At 73.8% G+C, this 15,381-nt stretch carries 17 protein-coding genes; 10 read left to right on the forward strand and 7 right to left on the reverse strand.

What is annotated here, in order from left to right:
* Positions 1 to 679, forward strand: a 679-nt coding sequence (locus tag HUX53_RS29770; protein ID WP_176406543.1) for an ROK family protein, incomplete at its 5' end; no start/stop codon positions are given.
* Here HUX53_RS29770 and HUX53_RS29775 read toward each other — a convergent pair.
* On the reverse strand, positions 676 to 1,335 hold the full coding sequence (locus tag HUX53_RS29775) for a TetR/AcrR family transcriptional regulator (protein ID WP_176406544.1): 660 nt from the start codon (positions 1,333 to 1,335) through the stop codon (positions 676 to 678). The two genes, HUX53_RS29770 and HUX53_RS29775, sit on opposite strands and share 4 nt — an antisense overlap.
* Entirely contained in the window at positions 1,332 to 2,555 is a 1,224-nt protein-coding gene (locus tag HUX53_RS29780; protein ID WP_176406545.1) for an acyl-CoA dehydrogenase family protein, read from the reverse strand. Before HUX53_RS29780 ends, HUX53_RS29775 begins: the two co-directional genes overlap by 4 nt.
* 46 nt (positions 2,556 to 2,601) lie before the next feature.
* Between HUX53_RS29780 and HUX53_RS29785 the strand changes: the two genes are divergently transcribed.
* Both HUX53_RS29785 and HUX53_RS29790 read left to right on the forward strand, forming a co-directional pair.
* Positions 2,602 to 3,363, forward strand: a complete 762-nt coding sequence (locus HUX53_RS29785; RefSeq protein ID WP_176406546.1) for an SDR family oxidoreductase — start codon at positions 2,602 to 2,604, stop codon at positions 3,361 to 3,363.
* Between the two features lie 30 nt (positions 3,364 to 3,393).
* A complete protein-coding gene (locus HUX53_RS29790; protein WP_176406547.1) occupies positions 3,394 to 4,350 on the forward strand; it encodes an NADPH:quinone oxidoreductase family protein in 957 nt (318 codons plus the stop codon).
* On the opposite strand, the gene HUX53_RS29795 is transcribed toward HUX53_RS29790, so the two are convergent.
* Both HUX53_RS29795 and HUX53_RS29800 read right to left on the reverse strand, forming a co-directional pair.
* Positions 4,347 to 5,021, reverse strand: a complete 675-nt coding sequence (locus HUX53_RS29795) for a response regulator transcription factor (RefSeq protein ID WP_176406548.1) — start codon at positions 5,019 to 5,021, stop codon at positions 4,347 to 4,349. The two genes, HUX53_RS29790 and HUX53_RS29795, sit on opposite strands and share 4 nt — an antisense overlap.
* 24 nt (positions 5,022 to 5,045) lie before the next feature.
* Positions 5,046 to 6,299: a sensor histidine kinase gene (locus tag HUX53_RS29800; protein WP_176406549.1), complete on the reverse strand. Its 1,254-nt coding sequence runs from the start codon at positions 6,297 to 6,299 to the stop codon at positions 5,046 to 5,048.
* Positions 6,300 to 6,442: 143 nt separating this feature from the next.
* On the opposite strand from HUX53_RS29800, the gene HUX53_RS29805 reads away from it, so the two are divergent.
* The 3 genes from HUX53_RS29805 to thrS all read left to right on the forward strand — a co-directional run bounded on the left by HUX53_RS29805 (position 6,443) and on the right by thrS (position 10,857).
* Positions 6,443 to 7,072 (forward strand): class I SAM-dependent methyltransferase, encoded by a 630-nt coding sequence (locus HUX53_RS29805; protein ID WP_176406550.1) that lies wholly within the window; start codon positions 6,443 to 6,445, stop codon positions 7,070 to 7,072.
* A gap of 53 nt (positions 7,073 to 7,125) precedes the next feature.
* Positions 7,126 to 8,589 (forward strand): sugar porter family MFS transporter, encoded by a 1,464-nt coding sequence (locus HUX53_RS29810; protein ID WP_176406551.1) that lies wholly within the window; start codon positions 7,126 to 7,128, stop codon positions 8,587 to 8,589.
* A gap of 282 nt (positions 8,590 to 8,871) precedes the next feature.
* Positions 8,872 to 10,857, forward strand: a complete 1,986-nt coding sequence (gene thrS / locus HUX53_RS29815) for a threonine--tRNA ligase (protein WP_176406552.1) — start codon at positions 8,872 to 8,874, stop codon at positions 10,855 to 10,857.
* A 163-nt stretch (positions 10,858 to 11,020) separates the two neighbouring features.
* Here the strand turns inward: thrS and HUX53_RS29820 are convergent, their stop codons facing one another.
* Entirely contained in the window at positions 11,021 to 11,464 is a 444-nt protein-coding gene (locus HUX53_RS29820; RefSeq protein ID WP_176406553.1) for a hypothetical protein, read from the reverse strand.
* Between the two features lie 354 nt (positions 11,465 to 11,818).
* On the opposite strand from HUX53_RS29820, the gene HUX53_RS29825 reads away from it, so the two are divergent.
* Together HUX53_RS29825 and HUX53_RS29830 are read left to right on the forward strand one after the other, a co-directional pair.
* Positions 11,819 to 12,142, forward strand: a complete 324-nt coding sequence (locus HUX53_RS29825; protein ID WP_176406554.1) for a TetR/AcrR family transcriptional regulator — start codon at positions 11,819 to 11,821, stop codon at positions 12,140 to 12,142.
* A 58-nt stretch (positions 12,143 to 12,200) separates the two neighbouring features.
* Positions 12,201 to 12,794 (forward strand): hypothetical protein, encoded by a 594-nt coding sequence (locus HUX53_RS29830; RefSeq protein WP_176406555.1) that lies wholly within the window; start codon positions 12,201 to 12,203, stop codon positions 12,792 to 12,794.
* Here the strand turns inward: HUX53_RS29830 and HUX53_RS29835 are convergent.
* Positions 12,776 to 13,315 carry an Asp23/Gls24 family envelope stress response protein gene (locus HUX53_RS29835; protein WP_176406556.1) on the reverse strand — a complete coding sequence of 180 codons (540 nt, stop codon included), beginning with the start codon at positions 13,313 to 13,315 and terminating at the stop codon, positions 12,776 to 12,778. The two genes, HUX53_RS29830 and HUX53_RS29835, sit on opposite strands and share 19 nt — an antisense overlap.
* Positions 13,316 to 13,481: 166 nt before the next feature.
* On the opposite strand from HUX53_RS29835, the gene HUX53_RS29840 reads away from it, so the two are divergent.
* Positions 13,482 to 14,108: an HIT domain-containing protein gene (locus HUX53_RS29840; RefSeq protein WP_255205766.1), complete on the forward strand. Its 627-nt coding sequence runs from the start codon at positions 13,482 to 13,484 to the stop codon at positions 14,106 to 14,108.
* Positions 14,093 to 14,500: a DUF393 domain-containing protein gene (locus HUX53_RS29845; RefSeq protein ID WP_309237498.1), complete on the forward strand. Its 408-nt coding sequence runs from the start codon at positions 14,093 to 14,095 to the stop codon at positions 14,498 to 14,500. Before HUX53_RS29840 ends, HUX53_RS29845 begins: the two co-directional genes overlap by 16 nt.
* Before the next feature lie 4 nt (positions 14,501 to 14,504).
* Here the strand turns inward: HUX53_RS29845 and HUX53_RS29850 are convergent.
* A partial coding sequence (locus HUX53_RS29850; RefSeq protein WP_176406557.1) for an MFS transporter permease occupies positions 14,505 to 15,381 on the reverse strand: 877 nt, incomplete at its 5' end.

The following is a 15,381-nucleotide window of genomic DNA, read 5'->3' on the forward strand; positions in this document are numbered from 1 at the left end:
CGTGTGCAGGGCGCGGCCGCCCGCCGCCGCGGTGGAAGAGGCGGCGGGCGGCCGCGCCCTGCACACGGTCGTGCTCGGCATCCCCGGCCTCATCGACCCCCGCACCGGACGCGCCGCCGACAGCGGCGTCCCCGGCGGCCGGCCCGACATCGGCGCGGCGCTCCAGGACCGGCTCGGCGCGCCGGTGCGCGTGGAGAACGAGGTGAACCTCGGTGCGGTCGCCGAGCACCGGGAGGGTGCGGCGGCCGGCCGCGACGACTTCGCGCTGCTCTGGCTGGACGACGGCGTCGGCGGCGCGCTCGTCCTGGACGGCCGGCTGCGGCGCGGCGCGTCCGGCGGCGCCGGCGAGGTGGGGCTGCTCAAGTTCGGCGGCGCCGACTTCTGCCACCTGCTCGACGCGGCCTCCGTGGCCGGCCCCGGCGATCCGCCCGGCGATCACGTCGTCGCCGAGGCCGTGTTCGTGCTCGTCGCCGTCCTCGACCCCGGGCTCGTCGTGCTCGGCGGCGCGCTGGGCCGCGCCGGCGGCGACCGGCTCGCCGGTCTGGTCGCCGGGCGGCTCGATGAGCTGAGCCCGGCCGCCGCCGAGGTGCGGGCGAGCCGCGTCGAGGGCGACGCCGTGCTGCGCGGTGCCGTGCTGACCGCCCTCGACCTCGTCCGCGACGCCGTCTTCGGCGGTTAGTCCTTCGGCAGGCGCTCGCCCGCGCGGAGGCGGTCGAGGCCGAGCCAGATGAACTCCACGGCCATCTGCTCCGCGCGCTCGCGCGGCGTGTCGGGGTGCTCCAGCCACCACGACACCATCGACAGCATCGACCCGTACATCAGCGGGACGAGCAGCCGGGCGCGGCGCTCGTTGACCTCCAGCGCGGCCGGGGACAGCGCCGGGTCGGCGCGGCGGCGGCGCAGCAGCAGGTCGGCGAACGCGGTGCCGAGCCGGTCGCGCAGCTCCCGCAGCTCCAGCCCCACCTCCGGCTTGTCGAGGTGCCGGACGACCAGCGTCCACGCGTCCGGCTCCGCGGTGGCGTAGTCGAACAGGACGCGGATCATCGCCCGGATGCCGTCCGCCGAGCCGTGCGCGGCGAACACGGCCTCGTTCAGCCGGCCGGTCAGCTCGCCGACGATGGCCTCGGTGACCTCGGCGAACAGCTCCTCCTTGGACGCGAAGTGCTGGTACAGCAGCGCCTTGGAGACCTGCGCCGCCGTCGCCACGTGCTCCATCTGCGTCAGGTGGTAGCCGCGGCGGCCGAACTCCTCCAGCGCCACCTGCAGCAGCTGCTGGCGGCGCCGGGCGTACGGCATCCGCCGCCGTACGCCCGCCTCCCCCGTGTCACTGGTCATGCGCCGAGGTACTTGCCCAGCTCGGCGCGGGCCACGGACCGCACGTGCACCTCGTCCGGGCCGTCCGCGAGGCGCAGCGTGCGCAGGCCCGCCCACATCGCGGCGAGCGGGGTGTCGTCGCTGACCCCGGCGCCGCCGTGCACCTGGATCGCCCGGTCGACGACCTCCAGCGCGACGCGCGGCGCGATCACCTTGATCGCCGCGACCTCGGACCGGGCCGCCTGCACGCCGTGCTTGTCGATCAGCCAGGCGGTCTTCAGGGTGAGCAGCCGGGCCTGCTCGATCGCCATCCGCGACTCGGCGATCTGCTCGCGTACCACGCCCTGCTTGGCCAGCGGGCCGCCGAACGCCACGCGGGACACCGCGCGCTCGCACATCAGCTCCAGCGCCCGCTCGGCCATCCCGATCGCGCGCATGCAGTGGTGGATGCGGCCGGGGCCGAGCCGGGCCTGCGCGATCGCGAAGCCGCCGCCCTCCTCGCCGACGAGGTTCTCCACCGGGACGCGGACGTCGGTGAAGGTGATCTCGCAGTGGCCGTGCTGGTCCTGGTAGCCGAACACGGGCAGCGGCCGGACGACCTCCACGCCGGGCGTGTCGAACGGCACGAGCACCATCGACTGCTGCCGGTACGGGTGGCCGTCCGGGTCGGTCTTGCCCATCAGGATCATGACCTTGCAGCGCGGGTCGGCGGCGCCGCTGATCCACCACTTGCGGCCGTTGATGACGTAGTGGTCTCCGTCCCGCTCGATGCGGGTGGAGATGTTGGTGGCGTCGGAGCTGGCGACGTCCGGCTCCGTCATCGCGAACGCGCTGCGGATCTCGCCGTCCAGCAGCGGCGCCAGCCACTTCTGCTTCTGCTCGGGCGTGCCGAACAGGTGCAGGACCTCCATGTTCCCGGTGTCGGGCGCCGCGCAGTTGGTCGCCTCGGGCGCGAGGTTGGGGGAGCGGCCCGTCACCTCCGCGAGGGACGCGTAGTCGGTCACCGACAGGCCGTGCTCCGGGTCCTCGCTGCCGGGCAGGAACAGGTTCCACAGCCCGCGCTTGCGGGCCTCGACCTTGAGGTCCTCGACGATCTGGGGGACGTGGTGCTCGCGGCCCGCCGCGCGCAGCTCCGCCCGCTGCGCCGCATAGACCGGCTCAGCCGGGTAGACGTGGGAGTCCATGAATTCCTGGAGGCGGCCGAAGTACTCCCCGCCCCGCTCGCTCAAACCGAAGTCCATTCCGCTAGAGTAACTGACGAGTCAGTTACTTCGGGAGGGAGTCCCCATGGCAGCCTTCGACGGCACGGGCTTCGACGGCACGGGCAAGGTCGCGCTGATCACGGGCGGATCCAACGGCATCGGCGCCGCGGTGGCGCGCCGGCTCGCCCGCGCGGGGGCCCAGGTCGTCCTCGCCGACGTCGACGTGGAGGCGGGGGACGCGCTCGCGAAGGAGCTGGACGGGGCGTTCGTCCGCTGCGACGTGCGCGAGCCCGCCGATAGCGAGGCCGCCGTCGCGGCCGCCGTCGAGCGCTTCGGCGGCCTGGACGTCGCGTTCCTCAACGCGGGTGTCGCGGGCGGCGGGGGAGTGGGCGACGACTTCGACCTCGCGGCCTACCGGCGGGCCATGGGCATCAACCTCGACGGCGTCGTGTTCGGCGCGCACGCCGCGCTGCCCGCGCTGCGCGCCCGCGGCGGCGGCGACATCGTCTGCACCGCCAGCATGGCGGCGCTCACCGCGACGCCGTTCGACCCCGTCTACGGCGCGAACAAGGCGGCCGTCGTCGGACTCGTCCGCGCCCTCGGCCCCACGTTCGCCGAGGAGGGCATCCGCGTGAACGCCCTGTGCCCGTCGTTCGCCGACACCGACATCCTCGTCCCGCTCAAGGGGCACCTCCAGGAGACCGGCTTCCCGATCCTCAACGTGGACGACGTCGTCGAGGCGTTCATGCGGATCCTGGACGCCGACGGCGCGGGCGAGGCCTGGTACGTGGTGCCGGGACGCGAGTCCGAGCCGTTCAAGTTCCGCGGCGTCCCCGGCCCCCGCTGAGCCGCCCGCCCGAGATCCGACAGGAGACACATGCGCGCGATCCAGATCACCGAGTTCGGCGGGCCCGAGGTCCTGAACGTCACCGAGCTGCCCGAGCCGTCCGCCGGGCCCGGGCACCTGCTCGTCGACGTCTCGCGGGCCGGCGTCAACTACGCCGACACCCACCAGGCCGAGAACAGCTACCTGTCGGCGTCCACGCTGCCGATGGTGCCGGGCGGCGAGGTCGTCGGCGCCACCGCGGACGGCCGCCGCGTCGTCGCGCTCGTCGGTACCGGCGGCTACGCCGAGCAGGCCGTCGCGCCCGAGGCGCTGGCCTGGGACGTCCCCGACGCCATCGACGACGTCACCGCCCTCGGCATGGTCATCCAGGGTGCGTCGGCGTGGGTGCTGCTGCGCCGCAGCGCCCACCTCGCGGCGGGCGAGTCGGTCGTCGTGCACGCCGCCGCCGGCGGGGTCGGGACGCTCGCCGTCCAGCTCGCCAAGGCGTGGGGCGCCGGACGGGTCATCGCCACCGCCTCGTCCAAGGAGAAGCGCGACCTCGCCCTCGGCCTCGGCGCCGACGTCGCGATCGACGCCAACGAGCCCGAACTGAAGGACGCGCTGATCGACGCCAACGGCGGCCGGCGCGTCGACATCGTCCTGGAGATGACCGGCGGCACGGTCACTGACCAGAGCCTGCGCGCCCTCGCCCCGTTCGGCCGGCTCGCCTTCTACGGGATGGCCTCCCGCAAGGAGCCGTCGCCCGTCCGGCCGGCCACGCTGATGGCGCACTCCACCACCATCTCCGGCATGTGGCTCGCGCACGTCTTCCAGCTCCCCGGCGACGTGATGCGCACCGCGCTGGACGAGCTGTTCGGCCTCGCCGCGGACGGCCGGCTCCGCGTCATCGGCGGCGGCGAGTACGGGCTGACCGAGGCCAGGCGCGCGCACGAGGACCTGCGGGCGCGCCGCACCACCGGCAAGCTCGTCCTGGACCCCTCGCGCTAGCCCACGAGACCGTTCTCGTAGGCGTACACGACGGCCTGGGTGCGGTCGCGCAGCGCGAGCTTGGTCAGCACGTGCCCCACGTGCGTCTTGATCGTCTGCTCGGCCAGCACCAGTTCCGCGGCGATCTCGGCGTTGGACAGGCCGCGCGCGATGAGCCGCAGCACGTCCAGCTCGCGCGGCGTCAGCCCCGCGGTCGCCTGCGGGCTCGGCCGCTGGTGCCGGCGCCGGCGCGCGAAGTCGCCGATCAGCCGCCGGGTGATGGACGGGGCGAGCAGCGCGTCGCCGCCCGCCACCACCCGCACCCCGTTCACCAGGTCGGCCGCCGAGGCGTCCTTCAGCAGGAACCCGCTGGCGCCCGCGCCGAGCGCCTCGTAGACGTACTCGTCCAGGTCGAACGTAGTGAGGACGAGCACCTTCGGCCGCGCCTCGGCCGGGTCGGCGTCCGGGGCCGGATCGCCGACCAGCTCGGCGGTGGCGGCGAGGCCGTCCATCTCTGGCATCCGGATGTCCATCACGATCACGTCCGGGTCGAGCCGGCGGCCCATCTCCACCGCCTCGCGGCCGTTGCCCGCCTGCCCCACCACCTCGATCTCCGGGTCGGAGGACAGCAGCGCCGCGAGCCCGTCGCGGATCATCACCTGGTCATCGGCGATCAGCACCCGAATCGTCACGCACCAACCCTACGGCGACGAAGATCAGTCCGCGTCTCCATAGGGCAACTCGGCCGCCACCGACCAGCCGGCCTCGCCGCGCGGGCCCGCGTCGAGGGTGCCGCCGAGCATCGTGACGCGTTCGCGCATGCCGACCAGGCCGTGGCCGCCGCCCTGCGACTCCTCCGGCGTGCTGCGGGGGCCGTCGTCGGCGACCGACACCGCCAGTGCCTCCGGGCCGTACTTCACCTCGACGTGGACGCGGGAGCCCGGCGCGTACCGGGACGCGTTGCTCAGTGACTCCTGGACGATCCGGTACGCCGACAGGTCCACCCCCGCGTTCAGCGGGCGCGGCATCCCGACCACGACGGTCGCCACCGACAGGCCGGAGCGGCGGGCGGCGGCGACCAGGTCGTCCAGCCGGTCCAGGCCCGGCTGCGGGGCCCGCTCGGCGCCCTCGTCGTCCGCGCGCAGCAGCCCCACGACGCGGCGCGTCTCGGTGAGCGCCTCGCGCGCGGCGTCCCGCACCACCCCGAACGTCTGCCGCGCGGCGTCCGGCAGGTCGGGGATCTTGTAGGGGGCGGCCTCCGCCTGCATCGCGATCACCGACATGTGGTGCGCGACCACGTCGTGCAGCTCGCGGGCGATGCGGGCGCGCTCCTCCAGCACCGCCTGCCGGGCCAGGTCCTGCCGGTGCTGCTCCTCGCGGCGGCGCAGCTCCTCCACCGCCGAGTGCCGCCCGCCGACCGCGTCGCCGAACGTCAGCGCGACCGCCGCGATGCCCGCGAGGATCATGGCGAACCAGCCGGGCATGCCGAACAGCACGGCCGGCACCAGCACCCCGGCCACGGTCACCGCGCCGACCCCGACGGTGGTCTGCCGGTCGGACCCGACGCCGGTGAAGAACAGGATGACGACCAGCGCCAGGATCGCGGTGACCGGCCACGGCATGAAGCCCTCGCCGTGCCGGACGAACACCGTGAGCAGCAGCCCGGCCGCCGCGACCCGCCAGGCGGCGAGCGGCCAGCGGGCGGCGAACAGCAGCGGCGTCGCCTGCAGCACCCCGAGCGGCCAGGCCAGCCCGGTCGACACGTGGTACTGCTGGATCGCGATCGCGATGGACCCGGCGGTGAAGCCGATCGTCATCCCGGTCAGCAGCACCAGGATCGGTATCCGCAGCCGCAGCCGGCCGGGCAGCAGGGTGACGGGCGGGCCGTCCCCGCCGGGCAGCAGGGCGGAGCGGACGCCGGCGAGCAGCCGGGTGCGGCCGGCGGGCGCGAAGCGGTCTGGATCGTTCATTTGACTCGGAGCCTAGAACCCGCGGCGCCCGGACGGCCTGACCCGGAGGGGGGAGATCCGACCCGCCCCTCGGGTATCACCCCTGAGCAGGGCGATCGCGCGGCGATCTTGCGATGGCCGGGGCGGGGACGCAGACTGCGGGGATGAGTGACCTGAGCCATCCGATCTTCGCCCGGCTCTATCCGCGCCTGGACGCCGGCTGCGCCAGGGCGGGCGGGGACGCCCACCGCGCCGAGCTGCTCGCCGGGACGGCCGGCCGCGTGCTGGAGGTGGGCGCCGGATACGGGGCCAACTTCCCGCACTACCCGCCGGAGGTCACCGAGGTCGTCGCCCTCGAACCCGAGCCGCGGCTGCGCGCCAGGGCCGACCACGCCGCCGGCGCCGCGCCCGTCCCGGTCACGGTGCGTCCGGGCGTCGCCGAGGACCTCGACCTGGACGACGCGTCGTTCGACGTCGCGGTGGTGTCCCTCGTGCTGTGCTCGGTGCGCGACCCCGTCCGCGCCCTGGCCGAGCTGAGGCGCGTCCTCAAGCCGGGCGGCGAGCTGCGCTACTACGAGCACGTCCGGGGGAGCACGCCGGGGAAGGTGCGGTTCCAGCGGTACGCCGACGTCGTGTGGCCGTTCTTCGCCGCCGGCTGCCACGTGTCCCGTCCCACGCCCGAGTGGATCGCCGGATCGGGTTTCACGGTCCGCGGCGAGCGGCGCTTCGAGTTCCCGGCCGGCCGCGGCAACCCGGCCTCACCGCACGTCCTCGGCGTCGCCGTCCGCGACTGAGCGGGGTTCGGAATCCCCGCATAAGGCGTGCCTCGCGGGGAAGATCAGGGCCCATGACGACCTCGGGCAGCGAACCGCGACCACCGGACGGCAAGGAGGGCGACCGCCCCGCGCGCGCCACGGCGACCGCCGCGCTCCTCGCCGGCGCCGCCGCCCTCGGCGGCTTCCTGTTCGGCTACGACTCCTCGGTGATCAACGGGGCCGTCGACGCCATCCAGGACCAGTTCGGGCTGAGCGGCTTCGCCGTCGGCTTCGTCGTGTCGTCCGCGCTGCTCGGCTGCGCGGTCGGCGCCTGGTTCGCCGGGCCGATCGGTGACCGGATCGGCCGGGTCCGGGTGATGCTCATCGCGTCCGCGCTGTTCGTGATCAGCTCGGTCGGCTCGGCGCTGGCCTTCAACGCCGTCGACCTGACCGCCTGGCGGCTGGTCGGCGGCCTCGCCATCGGCGCCGCGTCCGTGATCGCGCCCGCCTACATCGCCGAGATCGCGCCCGCGAACCTGCGCGGCCGGCTCGGCTCGCTGCAGCAGATGGCGATCGTCCTCGGCATCTTCGCGGCGCTCGTCGTCGACTACGTCATCGCCCAGGTGTCCGACGGCGGCGCGTCGGGGGAGTTCCCCTGGGGCGGGACCGCGTGGCGCTGGATGTTCGCCAGCGCCGTCGTGCCCGCGGTCGTGTACGGGGTGATCGCCCTGACGATCCCCGAGTCGCCCCGCTACCTGGTCAAGAAGCGCCGGACGGCCGACGCCCGGCGGGTGCTGCAGCGGGTCATGGGCCACGGCGACGTGGACGCCAAGATCCGGGACATCGTCCGGTCGATCGCCGAGGACCGGCCCGTCCGCCTCCGGGACCTGCGCGGCAACCGGTTCGGCCTGCTGCCGATCGTCTGGATCGGCATCCTGCTGTCGGTCTTCCAGCAGTTCGTCGGCATCAACGTGATCTTCTACTACTCGACGACGCTGTGGCGGGCGGTCGGGTTCTCCGAGAGCGACGCGATGTTCACCTCGGTGATCAACTCGCTGGTGAACGTGGCGTTCACGCTGCTCGCGATCGCGCTGGTGGACCGGGTCGGGCGGCGCCCGCTGCTGCTCGCCGGCGCCGCCGGCATGGCGGTCTCGCTCGGCACCCTCGCGGCCTGCTTCGGCACCGCGCCCGTGGTGAACGGAGAGCCGGACCTCGGCGGCGTCACGGGGCCCATCGCGCTCGTCGCGGCCAACGCCTTCGTCGCCTCGTTCGCCGCGACCTGGGGGCCGGTCGTCTGGGTGATGCTCGGCGAGATGTTCAACAACTTCATCCGCGCCTCCGCGCTCGCCGTCGCGGCCGCCGCGCAGTGGCTCGCCAACTGGGTGATCACCACCACCTTCCCCGGCATCTCGGGCTTCTCCCTCGTCCTCGCCTACGGCATCTACACCTTCTTCTCCATCCTCGCGTTCGTGTTCGTGCTCCGCGCCGTCCCCGAGACGAAGGGACGCGAGCTGGAGGACATGGACCAGCTCTCCGCGCCGCGCACGCGCACGTAATCCGAGCGAGCCGCCGCGCCCGTCGGTTACAGTGGTGGCATGCCGCACGTGTCCGTACAGACGACGACGCCGGGTCTCTCCCGGCGCGACGGCGGCATGTCCTGACATTGCACGCGGAAGGGCCCCGGGAGCGATCCCCGGGGCCCTTCCGCTTTCCCGGGGACCGCCGCGGGCCCTCCACGACGAGAGGAGCACCCGATGGAACCGGATGCGTCCGGGGCCGACCCCGAGTCGATAGCATCGGAACCCGCTGATCCCAGACCGCAATCACGAGGAGTACCCGTGTCCACCGTCCCCGAACTGCGCATCACCCTCGACGGCGGCGAGCGGGCGGTGCCGGGGGGCACCACCGCGGGCGAGGCCCTGGACGCCGACGGCCGCACCGTGATCGCCGCGCGGGTCAACGGCGAACTGCGCGACCTCGCCGGCGAGCTGCACGAGGGCGACGCCGTCGAGCCCGTCGAGATCGGGTCGGACGACGGCCGGGCGATCATGCGGCACTCCGCCGCGCACGTGATGGCGCAGGCCGTCCAGGAGCTGTTCCCGGAGGCGAAGCTCGGCATCGGCCCGCCGGTCGACAACGGCTTCTACTACGACTTCGACGTCGCCGAGCCGTTCACCCCCGACGACCTCAAGCGCATCGAGAAGCGGATGCGCGAGATCGTCAAGCAGGGCCAGCGCTTCTCCCGGCGCCCGGTCTCCGACGACGACGCGCGCGAGGAGCTGGCCGCCGAGCCCTACAAGCTGGAGCTGATCGGGCTGAAGGGTTCCGGCCCGGTCGAGGACGCCGCCGACGGCGCGAGCGTCGAGGTCGGCGGCGGCGAGCTGACCATCTACGACAACCTCGACGCCAAGTCCGGCGAGCTGCGCTGGAAGGACCTGTGCCGCGGCCCGCACCTGCCGTCCACCCGCGTCATCCCGGCGTTCAAGCTGATGCGCTCCGGCGGCGCCTACTGGCGCGGCAGCGAGAAGAACCCGCAGCTGCAGCGGATCTACGGCACCGCGTGGGAGTCCCGCGACAGGCAGGACGAGTACCTGAAGTTCCTGGCGGAGGCCGAGAAGCGCGACCACCGCCGGCTCGGCGCCGAACTCGACCTGTTCTCCTTCCCGCCCGAGCTCGGCAGCGGCCTGCCGGTCTTCCATCCCAAGGGCGGGATCATCCGCAAGGAGATGGAGGACTACATGCGCCGCCGCCAGCAGGAAGCGGGCTACGAGTTCGTCAACACCCCGCACATCACCAAGTCGTCGCTGTTCGAGATCTCCGGCCACCTGCCGTACTACGGCGAGGACATGTTCCCGCCCTTCGAGGTGGACGAGGTCGAGTACCGGGTCAAGCCGATGAACTGCCCGATGCACAACCTGATCTTCCGGTCGCGCGGACGGTCCTACCGCGAGCTGCCCCTGCGGCTGTGCGAGTTCGGCTCGGTCTACCGGTACGAGAAGTCGGGCGTGGTGCACGGGCTCACCCGCGTGCGCGGCATGACCCAGGACGACTCGCACATCTACACCACCAAGGAGCAGATGGGCGAGGAGATCAAGTCGCTGCTGAGCTTCGTGCTCAGCGTCCTGCGCGACTTCGGCCTCTCCGAGTTCTACCTGGAGCTGTCCACCCGCGACGACTCCGACAAGTTCATCGGCGAGGAGGCCGACTGGGCGGAGGCCACCGCGGCGCTGCGCCAGGCGGCCGGGGAGTCCGGGCTCGACCTCGTGGACGACCCGGGCGGCGCCGCGTTCTACGGGCCGAAGATCTCCGTCCAGGCCAAGGACGCCATCGGCCGGACCTGGCAGCTGTCCACCATCCAGCTCGACTTCAACCAGCCGAAGCGGTTCGGCCTGGAGTACCAGGCCGCCGACGGCACCCGGCAGACCCCGGCGATGATCCACCGCGCGCTGTTCGGGTCGGTCGAGCGCTTCCTCGGCGTGCTGGTCGAGCACTACGCGGGCGCGATGCCGCCGTGGCTGTCGCCGGTGCAGGCGGTCGGCATCCCGATCGGCGACGCGCACGTCCCGCACCTGGAGAAGGTCGCCGCGAAACTGCGCGAGCGCGGCGTCCGCGTCGAGGTCGACACCTCCTCCGACCGGATGCAGAAGAAGATCCGCAACGCGCAGAAGCAGAAGATCCCCTACATGCTGCTGGCGGGCGACGACGACGTGGCCAAGGACGCCGTGTCGTTCCGGTACCGCAGCGGCGAGCAGAAGAACGCCGTCCCGATCGACGACGCGGCCGACGAGATCGTCAAAGCGGTCGAGGCGCGCGTGCAGATCTGAGCGGCGGGGCCGTGCCTGCCCCGCGCGGGCACGGCCCCGGCCCGGCCAGTCCGCGGATCCGGCCAGTCCGTGGAAAGGACAAGCGGGTCCTGGCCGTCCCTGACACCGACCGCCCACACGGCGCCCGTGCCGGGCACGCGGGTGATCCCCTCGATGGCGCCCTTCACGCCCGGGGCGGGCTGCTCCAGCCGCCACGAGCCGCCCGTGTAGTGCAGGATGCGTCGTCGGCGGCCAGCGGCAGGACGGCGACGAGCCGGCCCTGCTCGCCCTGCGCCTGCGGCGGGGTCACGGTGTGCCAGGCCGAACCGTCGTAGCGGGCCGCGTAGGCGAGGCCGCCGGCGTCGCCGGTCCCGGCGGTCCGGCCCACGGCCCACACGTCGCCGGGCGTTCGCTGCCGGATGCCCTGGATCGACGCGCCCAGCGTGTGCGGTGTCCACGTCCCGGCCGAGTACCGGTGGACGGACGGGCCGTCCGGCGAGGTCGCCGCCCCCGAGACCCACGCGCCTTCGGCGTCGGCACCTCGCTCCAGGCGCGGGACGCGGCATGGGCCAGGTAGGGCGTCCCCTCGATCGTGCCGTCGGCCTTGTCGCGGCTGCCGGCGGCCCACGCGCCGGCCGCCTGCTCCGCGTCCAGGAACCTGACCTGCCCCTGCCCGGACAGGCCGGGCGTGCCGGTCCAGGACCAGCCGCTCCCGGTCCAGCGCTGCAGGGTGGGGTTCTGGTGGGTGCTCACCGTGCAGGGGCCGGTCTCCGGGCACCCCACCGTCCGGCTGCTCTGCCCCTGGTAGCCGCCGATCCACACCGCGTCCGGGCCGGCCGCGGTCGGAGCGCGGCGCAGCCTCGGGGAAGTACGTATGATCTTCATCTCACGCACTATGCGGCAGGCGCCCGCCCGGTCTCTTGTCCGGCGGATGACAACTTCAGGGGGGCGCGGCGTGGCGCGGGATGGGCGAAATCGCGGAATGCGTCAACCGCGGCCTCCGCGCGAGCGGCTCCTCGACGCCGCGTACGCGATCGTGGCGGACGCCGACTGGGACTCGCTGCGGCTCGCGCAGGTCGCCCGCGCGGCCGGGGTCAGCCGGCAGACCGCCTACAGCGAGTTCGGCTCCAAGGTCGGGCTCGGCCGGGCCCTCGTCGAGCGCGAGGTCGACGTGCTGGTGGAGACGCTGATGCGGCTGACGATCAGCCATGTCGTCGCGCCCCTGCACGAGCCCGCGGAGGTCGCCCGCGACCTCGGCGCCCTGACCCGGCTGCTCGTCATGCCGGGGGACGCGAGGACGGGATGAGCGCCGCCGGGAGTTGGTAGCCTCATCGATCACGTGCCACGACGGGGAGTCAGCGGAGATGAAGACCAGGAGGCCCGCGCGGCGGAGCCGGCGGGGCCGGCTCTGGGGCCGGATCGCCGGCTACGGCGGCACCCTGCTGCTCGTCACCGCCGCCGTCATCGTCCTCCTCATGCCGCTGATGGACGACGGGGAGAAGGGCACCGCCGGGGCGCGGGGGCCGGCGAGCCCGTCCGCGTCCGCGCTGCCCGGCCTGCCCGGCGGCGCCCCGACCAACCCGGTGCCGCAGCAGAACGGCGGCGGGAGCCCCTACCCGGGCGGGCAGGACGGCGGGTCCGGCGGGCAGGGCGGCGGCCCGCAGATCCCGCAGCCGACCGGCGGCGGCTCCCTCGACCGGTGCCCGAACGGGACGGCGTTCTACCGCGCCACGGCGACCGGCGTGGACGTCCTCGTCACCGTCTCCGCGAGCGGCCTGATCCGGGCGGAGCTCGTCCTGCGGCAGGGGTCGCCGAAGTCGCAGCAGGCGAGCGCCCAGGGCGGCAGGCCGCACACGTTCCACTTCACGGGCGTCGCGCCGAGCGCGGTCGAGCGCGTCAAGGTCACCACGGTGTCGGTCGGCGGCGGCATGCAGAGCTGCTACGCGCGGGGCGTCTGACCCGCGGGCCGGCGGGGCGGGGGCGGCGCGGCGGGCATGCGGACGTCCTGCACGCTCACGTTGACCGCGGCGACCCGCATGCCGAGCATCAGGCCCGTCACCCGCGCCACGTTGCCCTGCACGGCCTGCGCTACGTCCTTGACCACGCTGCCGTACTCCACCGCGATGACGAGGTCGACCGTGACCTCGTCGTCGCCGTCGCTCTCGGCCACGGTGACGCGGGCACCGGCCGGGGCGGGCCCGGCGACGCCGGCCACCTCCAGCGCGGCCAGTGCGGCGATCTTCTCCAGCACCGCGTCCTCGATGGTGATGCGCCCCTCCACCGCCACGGTGACGTCACCGGGCGAGCCGTGCATGGTCAGCGGCACCGCGCCCGCCTGGGGCGCCGGTGGCGCCGGCAGGGGAGCGCCGCGCGGCGGCGTCGTCCCCGACCGCTGCGGCATGCCGGGGAAGTACGGCATGGATCCGGGGTCCGGTCTCGGCTCGACGCCTTCGGTCTGCCGCCTGTCGGGCCCGGTCATGATCGCTCCCCATGGTTCGGTTGATGACCATGGTGTCGGAGTCGCCCCCGAAACGCCATGCGGGGCCCGGCCCGCGGGCGCGTCCCGGAGGGGATCCCGGCTACAGGCCCGGCCGCTTCTCTCTCTATGCTGCTGGTCAGGCCGTGAACAAAAGGAGACCGCCGTCTTGACCGCAGAGCCGGAGGAGTCCGTGGTGCAGCAGGGGCGCGAGGACGCGCCCGGAGCGGGCGCCGGGAACGCGCGCACGCCCCGCTTCGAGGAGGAGAGGGGCGGCGCGGGCACGCCCGACCACTTCCAGCGGCTCTGGACACCGCACCGGATGGCCTACATCAAAGGGGAGGGCAAGCCGACGGGCGCGGGCTCGGGCGACGGCTGCCCGTTCTGCGAGATCCCGAAGATGACCGACGTGGAGGGCCTCGTCGTGGCCCGCGGCGAGTCGGTGTTCGCGGTGCTGAACCTGTACCCGTACAACTCGGGGCACCTGATGGTCGTCCCCTACCGGCACGTCGCCGACTACACCGAGCTGGACGAGCCGGAGTACGTGGAGCTGGCAGTCTTCACCCGGCGCGCGCTCGCCGCGCTGCGCAAGTGCAGCGGCGCGCAGGGCTTCAACGTCGGCATGAACCTCGGCCTCGTCGCGGGCGCCGGCATCGCGGCGCACCTGCACCAGCACGTCGTCCCGCGCTGGGGCGGCGACACCAACTTCATGCCGGTCGTCGGGCACACCCGGGTGCTGCCCCAGCTGCTGCGCGACACCCGCCAGATGCTCGCCGACGCGTGGCCGGTCTCATGACCGGGCGGCCGGTGCTCGTCTACGACGGCGACTGCGGGTTCTGCACGTCGTCGGTGCGGTTCCTGGAACGGCACGTGCCCGTCCAGGCCACGGTCGTTGCCTTCCAGTTCGCGGACCTGGACGCGCTCGGCACCACGGCGGAGCGCGCGCAGCACGAGGTGCTGTGGATCGACCGCACCGGACGGGTGAGCGGTGGCGCCGAGGCCATCGGACGGATGCTGACCGCCGCCGACGGCCTCTGGCGGGTGCCCGGCGTGGTCATGCGCGTCCCGCCGGTGAGCTGGATCGCGCACGGCGTGTACCGGCTGGTCGCCAACAACCGGCAGCGGATGCCCGGCGGGACGGCGGCGTGCATGCTGCCCGCCGACCGGCGTCCCGGCGCCCAGGGCTGACCTTTCAGGAGGCCGGTTCCCCGCGCAGCCGCTCGGGGAGCAGCCCGGTGAGCCGCTCCAGCGGCAGGAACGCGGCGAGCCAGATGGCGTGCGGCAGGAAGTGGATCGTCATCAGCGCGTAGGTGACGGCGTGGAAGCCGGCGAAGAACAGCACCAGCGCGTACAGCGGCCGCCCGCGCAGGAACAGCAGCGCCGGGGAGAGCGCCTCCGCGGCGAACATGACCCACTGGCTGGCCTTGAGCATCACCGAGTAGTCGATGAGGGCGCGCCCGAGCGGCGTCCCGCGACGGCTCAGCGCCCACTGGACGGTCGAGCCGTTCGGCCACGCCGGGAACCCGCCGATGCGCACCTTCGCCCACGCGGACAGGAAGTACGCCGCGACCACCCCGAGCTGGACGCAGCGCACCGACCACGCCGACGCCTCACAGCGCCGCGTGTCGCCGACGCCGGCGCGTCCGACGCTCGGCAGCACGAACAGCGCCACGACCAGGGCCAGATGGTCGTGGTCGACCTTGCCGTACGACATGCTGATCGTGACCCACCACAGGTACCCGCACGCGGCGAGGTAGCCGCTCGCGCGGGGGAGGACCCGCCCGGTCATCGCGACGAGCCCGGCCGCGATCGTCACCGTCAGCAGCGTGTACATGGACCACGGCGTGGGCGCGGGCAGGTGCAGCAGCCGGCCGAGCAGCACCGGCTGGTACAGGTCGGCGGGCAGCCGCGCGTGCGCCAGCGAGCTGCTGGTCAGCAGCAGCATGTCGAACGGCAGGAACACGTAGCCGATGATCCGCAGCCAGGCGACCCGGGCACGCGGGACGGGCCCGAACCACCCGCGGCCCCACGCGGGGCGGGCCGGCCCGGGCGCCGCCCCGTCGACCCCC

Source organism: Actinomadura sp. BRA 177, from assembly GCF_013372625.1.
Lineage (GTDB): Bacteria > Actinomycetota > Actinomycetes > Streptosporangiales > Streptosporangiaceae > Spirillospora.

Bases quoted from the DNA above. Each gene is read 5' to 3' on its own strand.
- HUX53_RS29775 (WP_176406544.1), bottom strand. From the start codon at position 1,335: ATGACCAGTGACACGGGGGAGGCGGGCGTACGGCGGCGGATGCCGTAC.
- HUX53_RS29780 (WP_176406545.1), bottom strand. From the start codon at position 2,555: ATGGACTTCGGTTTGAGCGAGCGGGGCGGGGAGTACTTCGGCCGCCTC.
- HUX53_RS29785 (WP_176406546.1), top strand. From the start codon at position 2,602: ATGGCAGCCTTCGACGGCACGGGCTTCGACGGCACGGGCAAGGTCGCG.
- HUX53_RS29790 (WP_176406547.1), top strand. From the start codon at position 3,394: ATGCGCGCGATCCAGATCACCGAGTTCGGCGGGCCCGAGGTCCTGAAC.
- HUX53_RS29800 (WP_176406549.1), bottom strand. From the start codon at position 6,299: ATGAACGATCCAGACCGCTTCGCGCCCGCCGGCCGCACCCGGCTGCTC.
- HUX53_RS29805 (WP_176406550.1), top strand. From the start codon at position 6,443: ATGAGTGACCTGAGCCATCCGATCTTCGCCCGGCTCTATCCGCGCCTG.
- HUX53_RS29810 (WP_176406551.1), top strand. From the start codon at position 7,126: ATGACGACCTCGGGCAGCGAACCGCGACCACCGGACGGCAAGGAGGGC.
- HUX53_RS29825 (WP_176406554.1), top strand. From the start codon at position 11,819: ATGCGTCAACCGCGGCCTCCGCGCGAGCGGCTCCTCGACGCCGCGTAC.
- HUX53_RS29830 (WP_176406555.1), top strand. From the start codon at position 12,201: ATGAAGACCAGGAGGCCCGCGCGGCGGAGCCGGCGGGGCCGGCTCTGG.
- HUX53_RS29835 (WP_176406556.1), bottom strand. From the start codon at position 13,315: ATGACCGGGCCCGACAGGCGGCAGACCGAAGGCGTCGAGCCGAGACCG.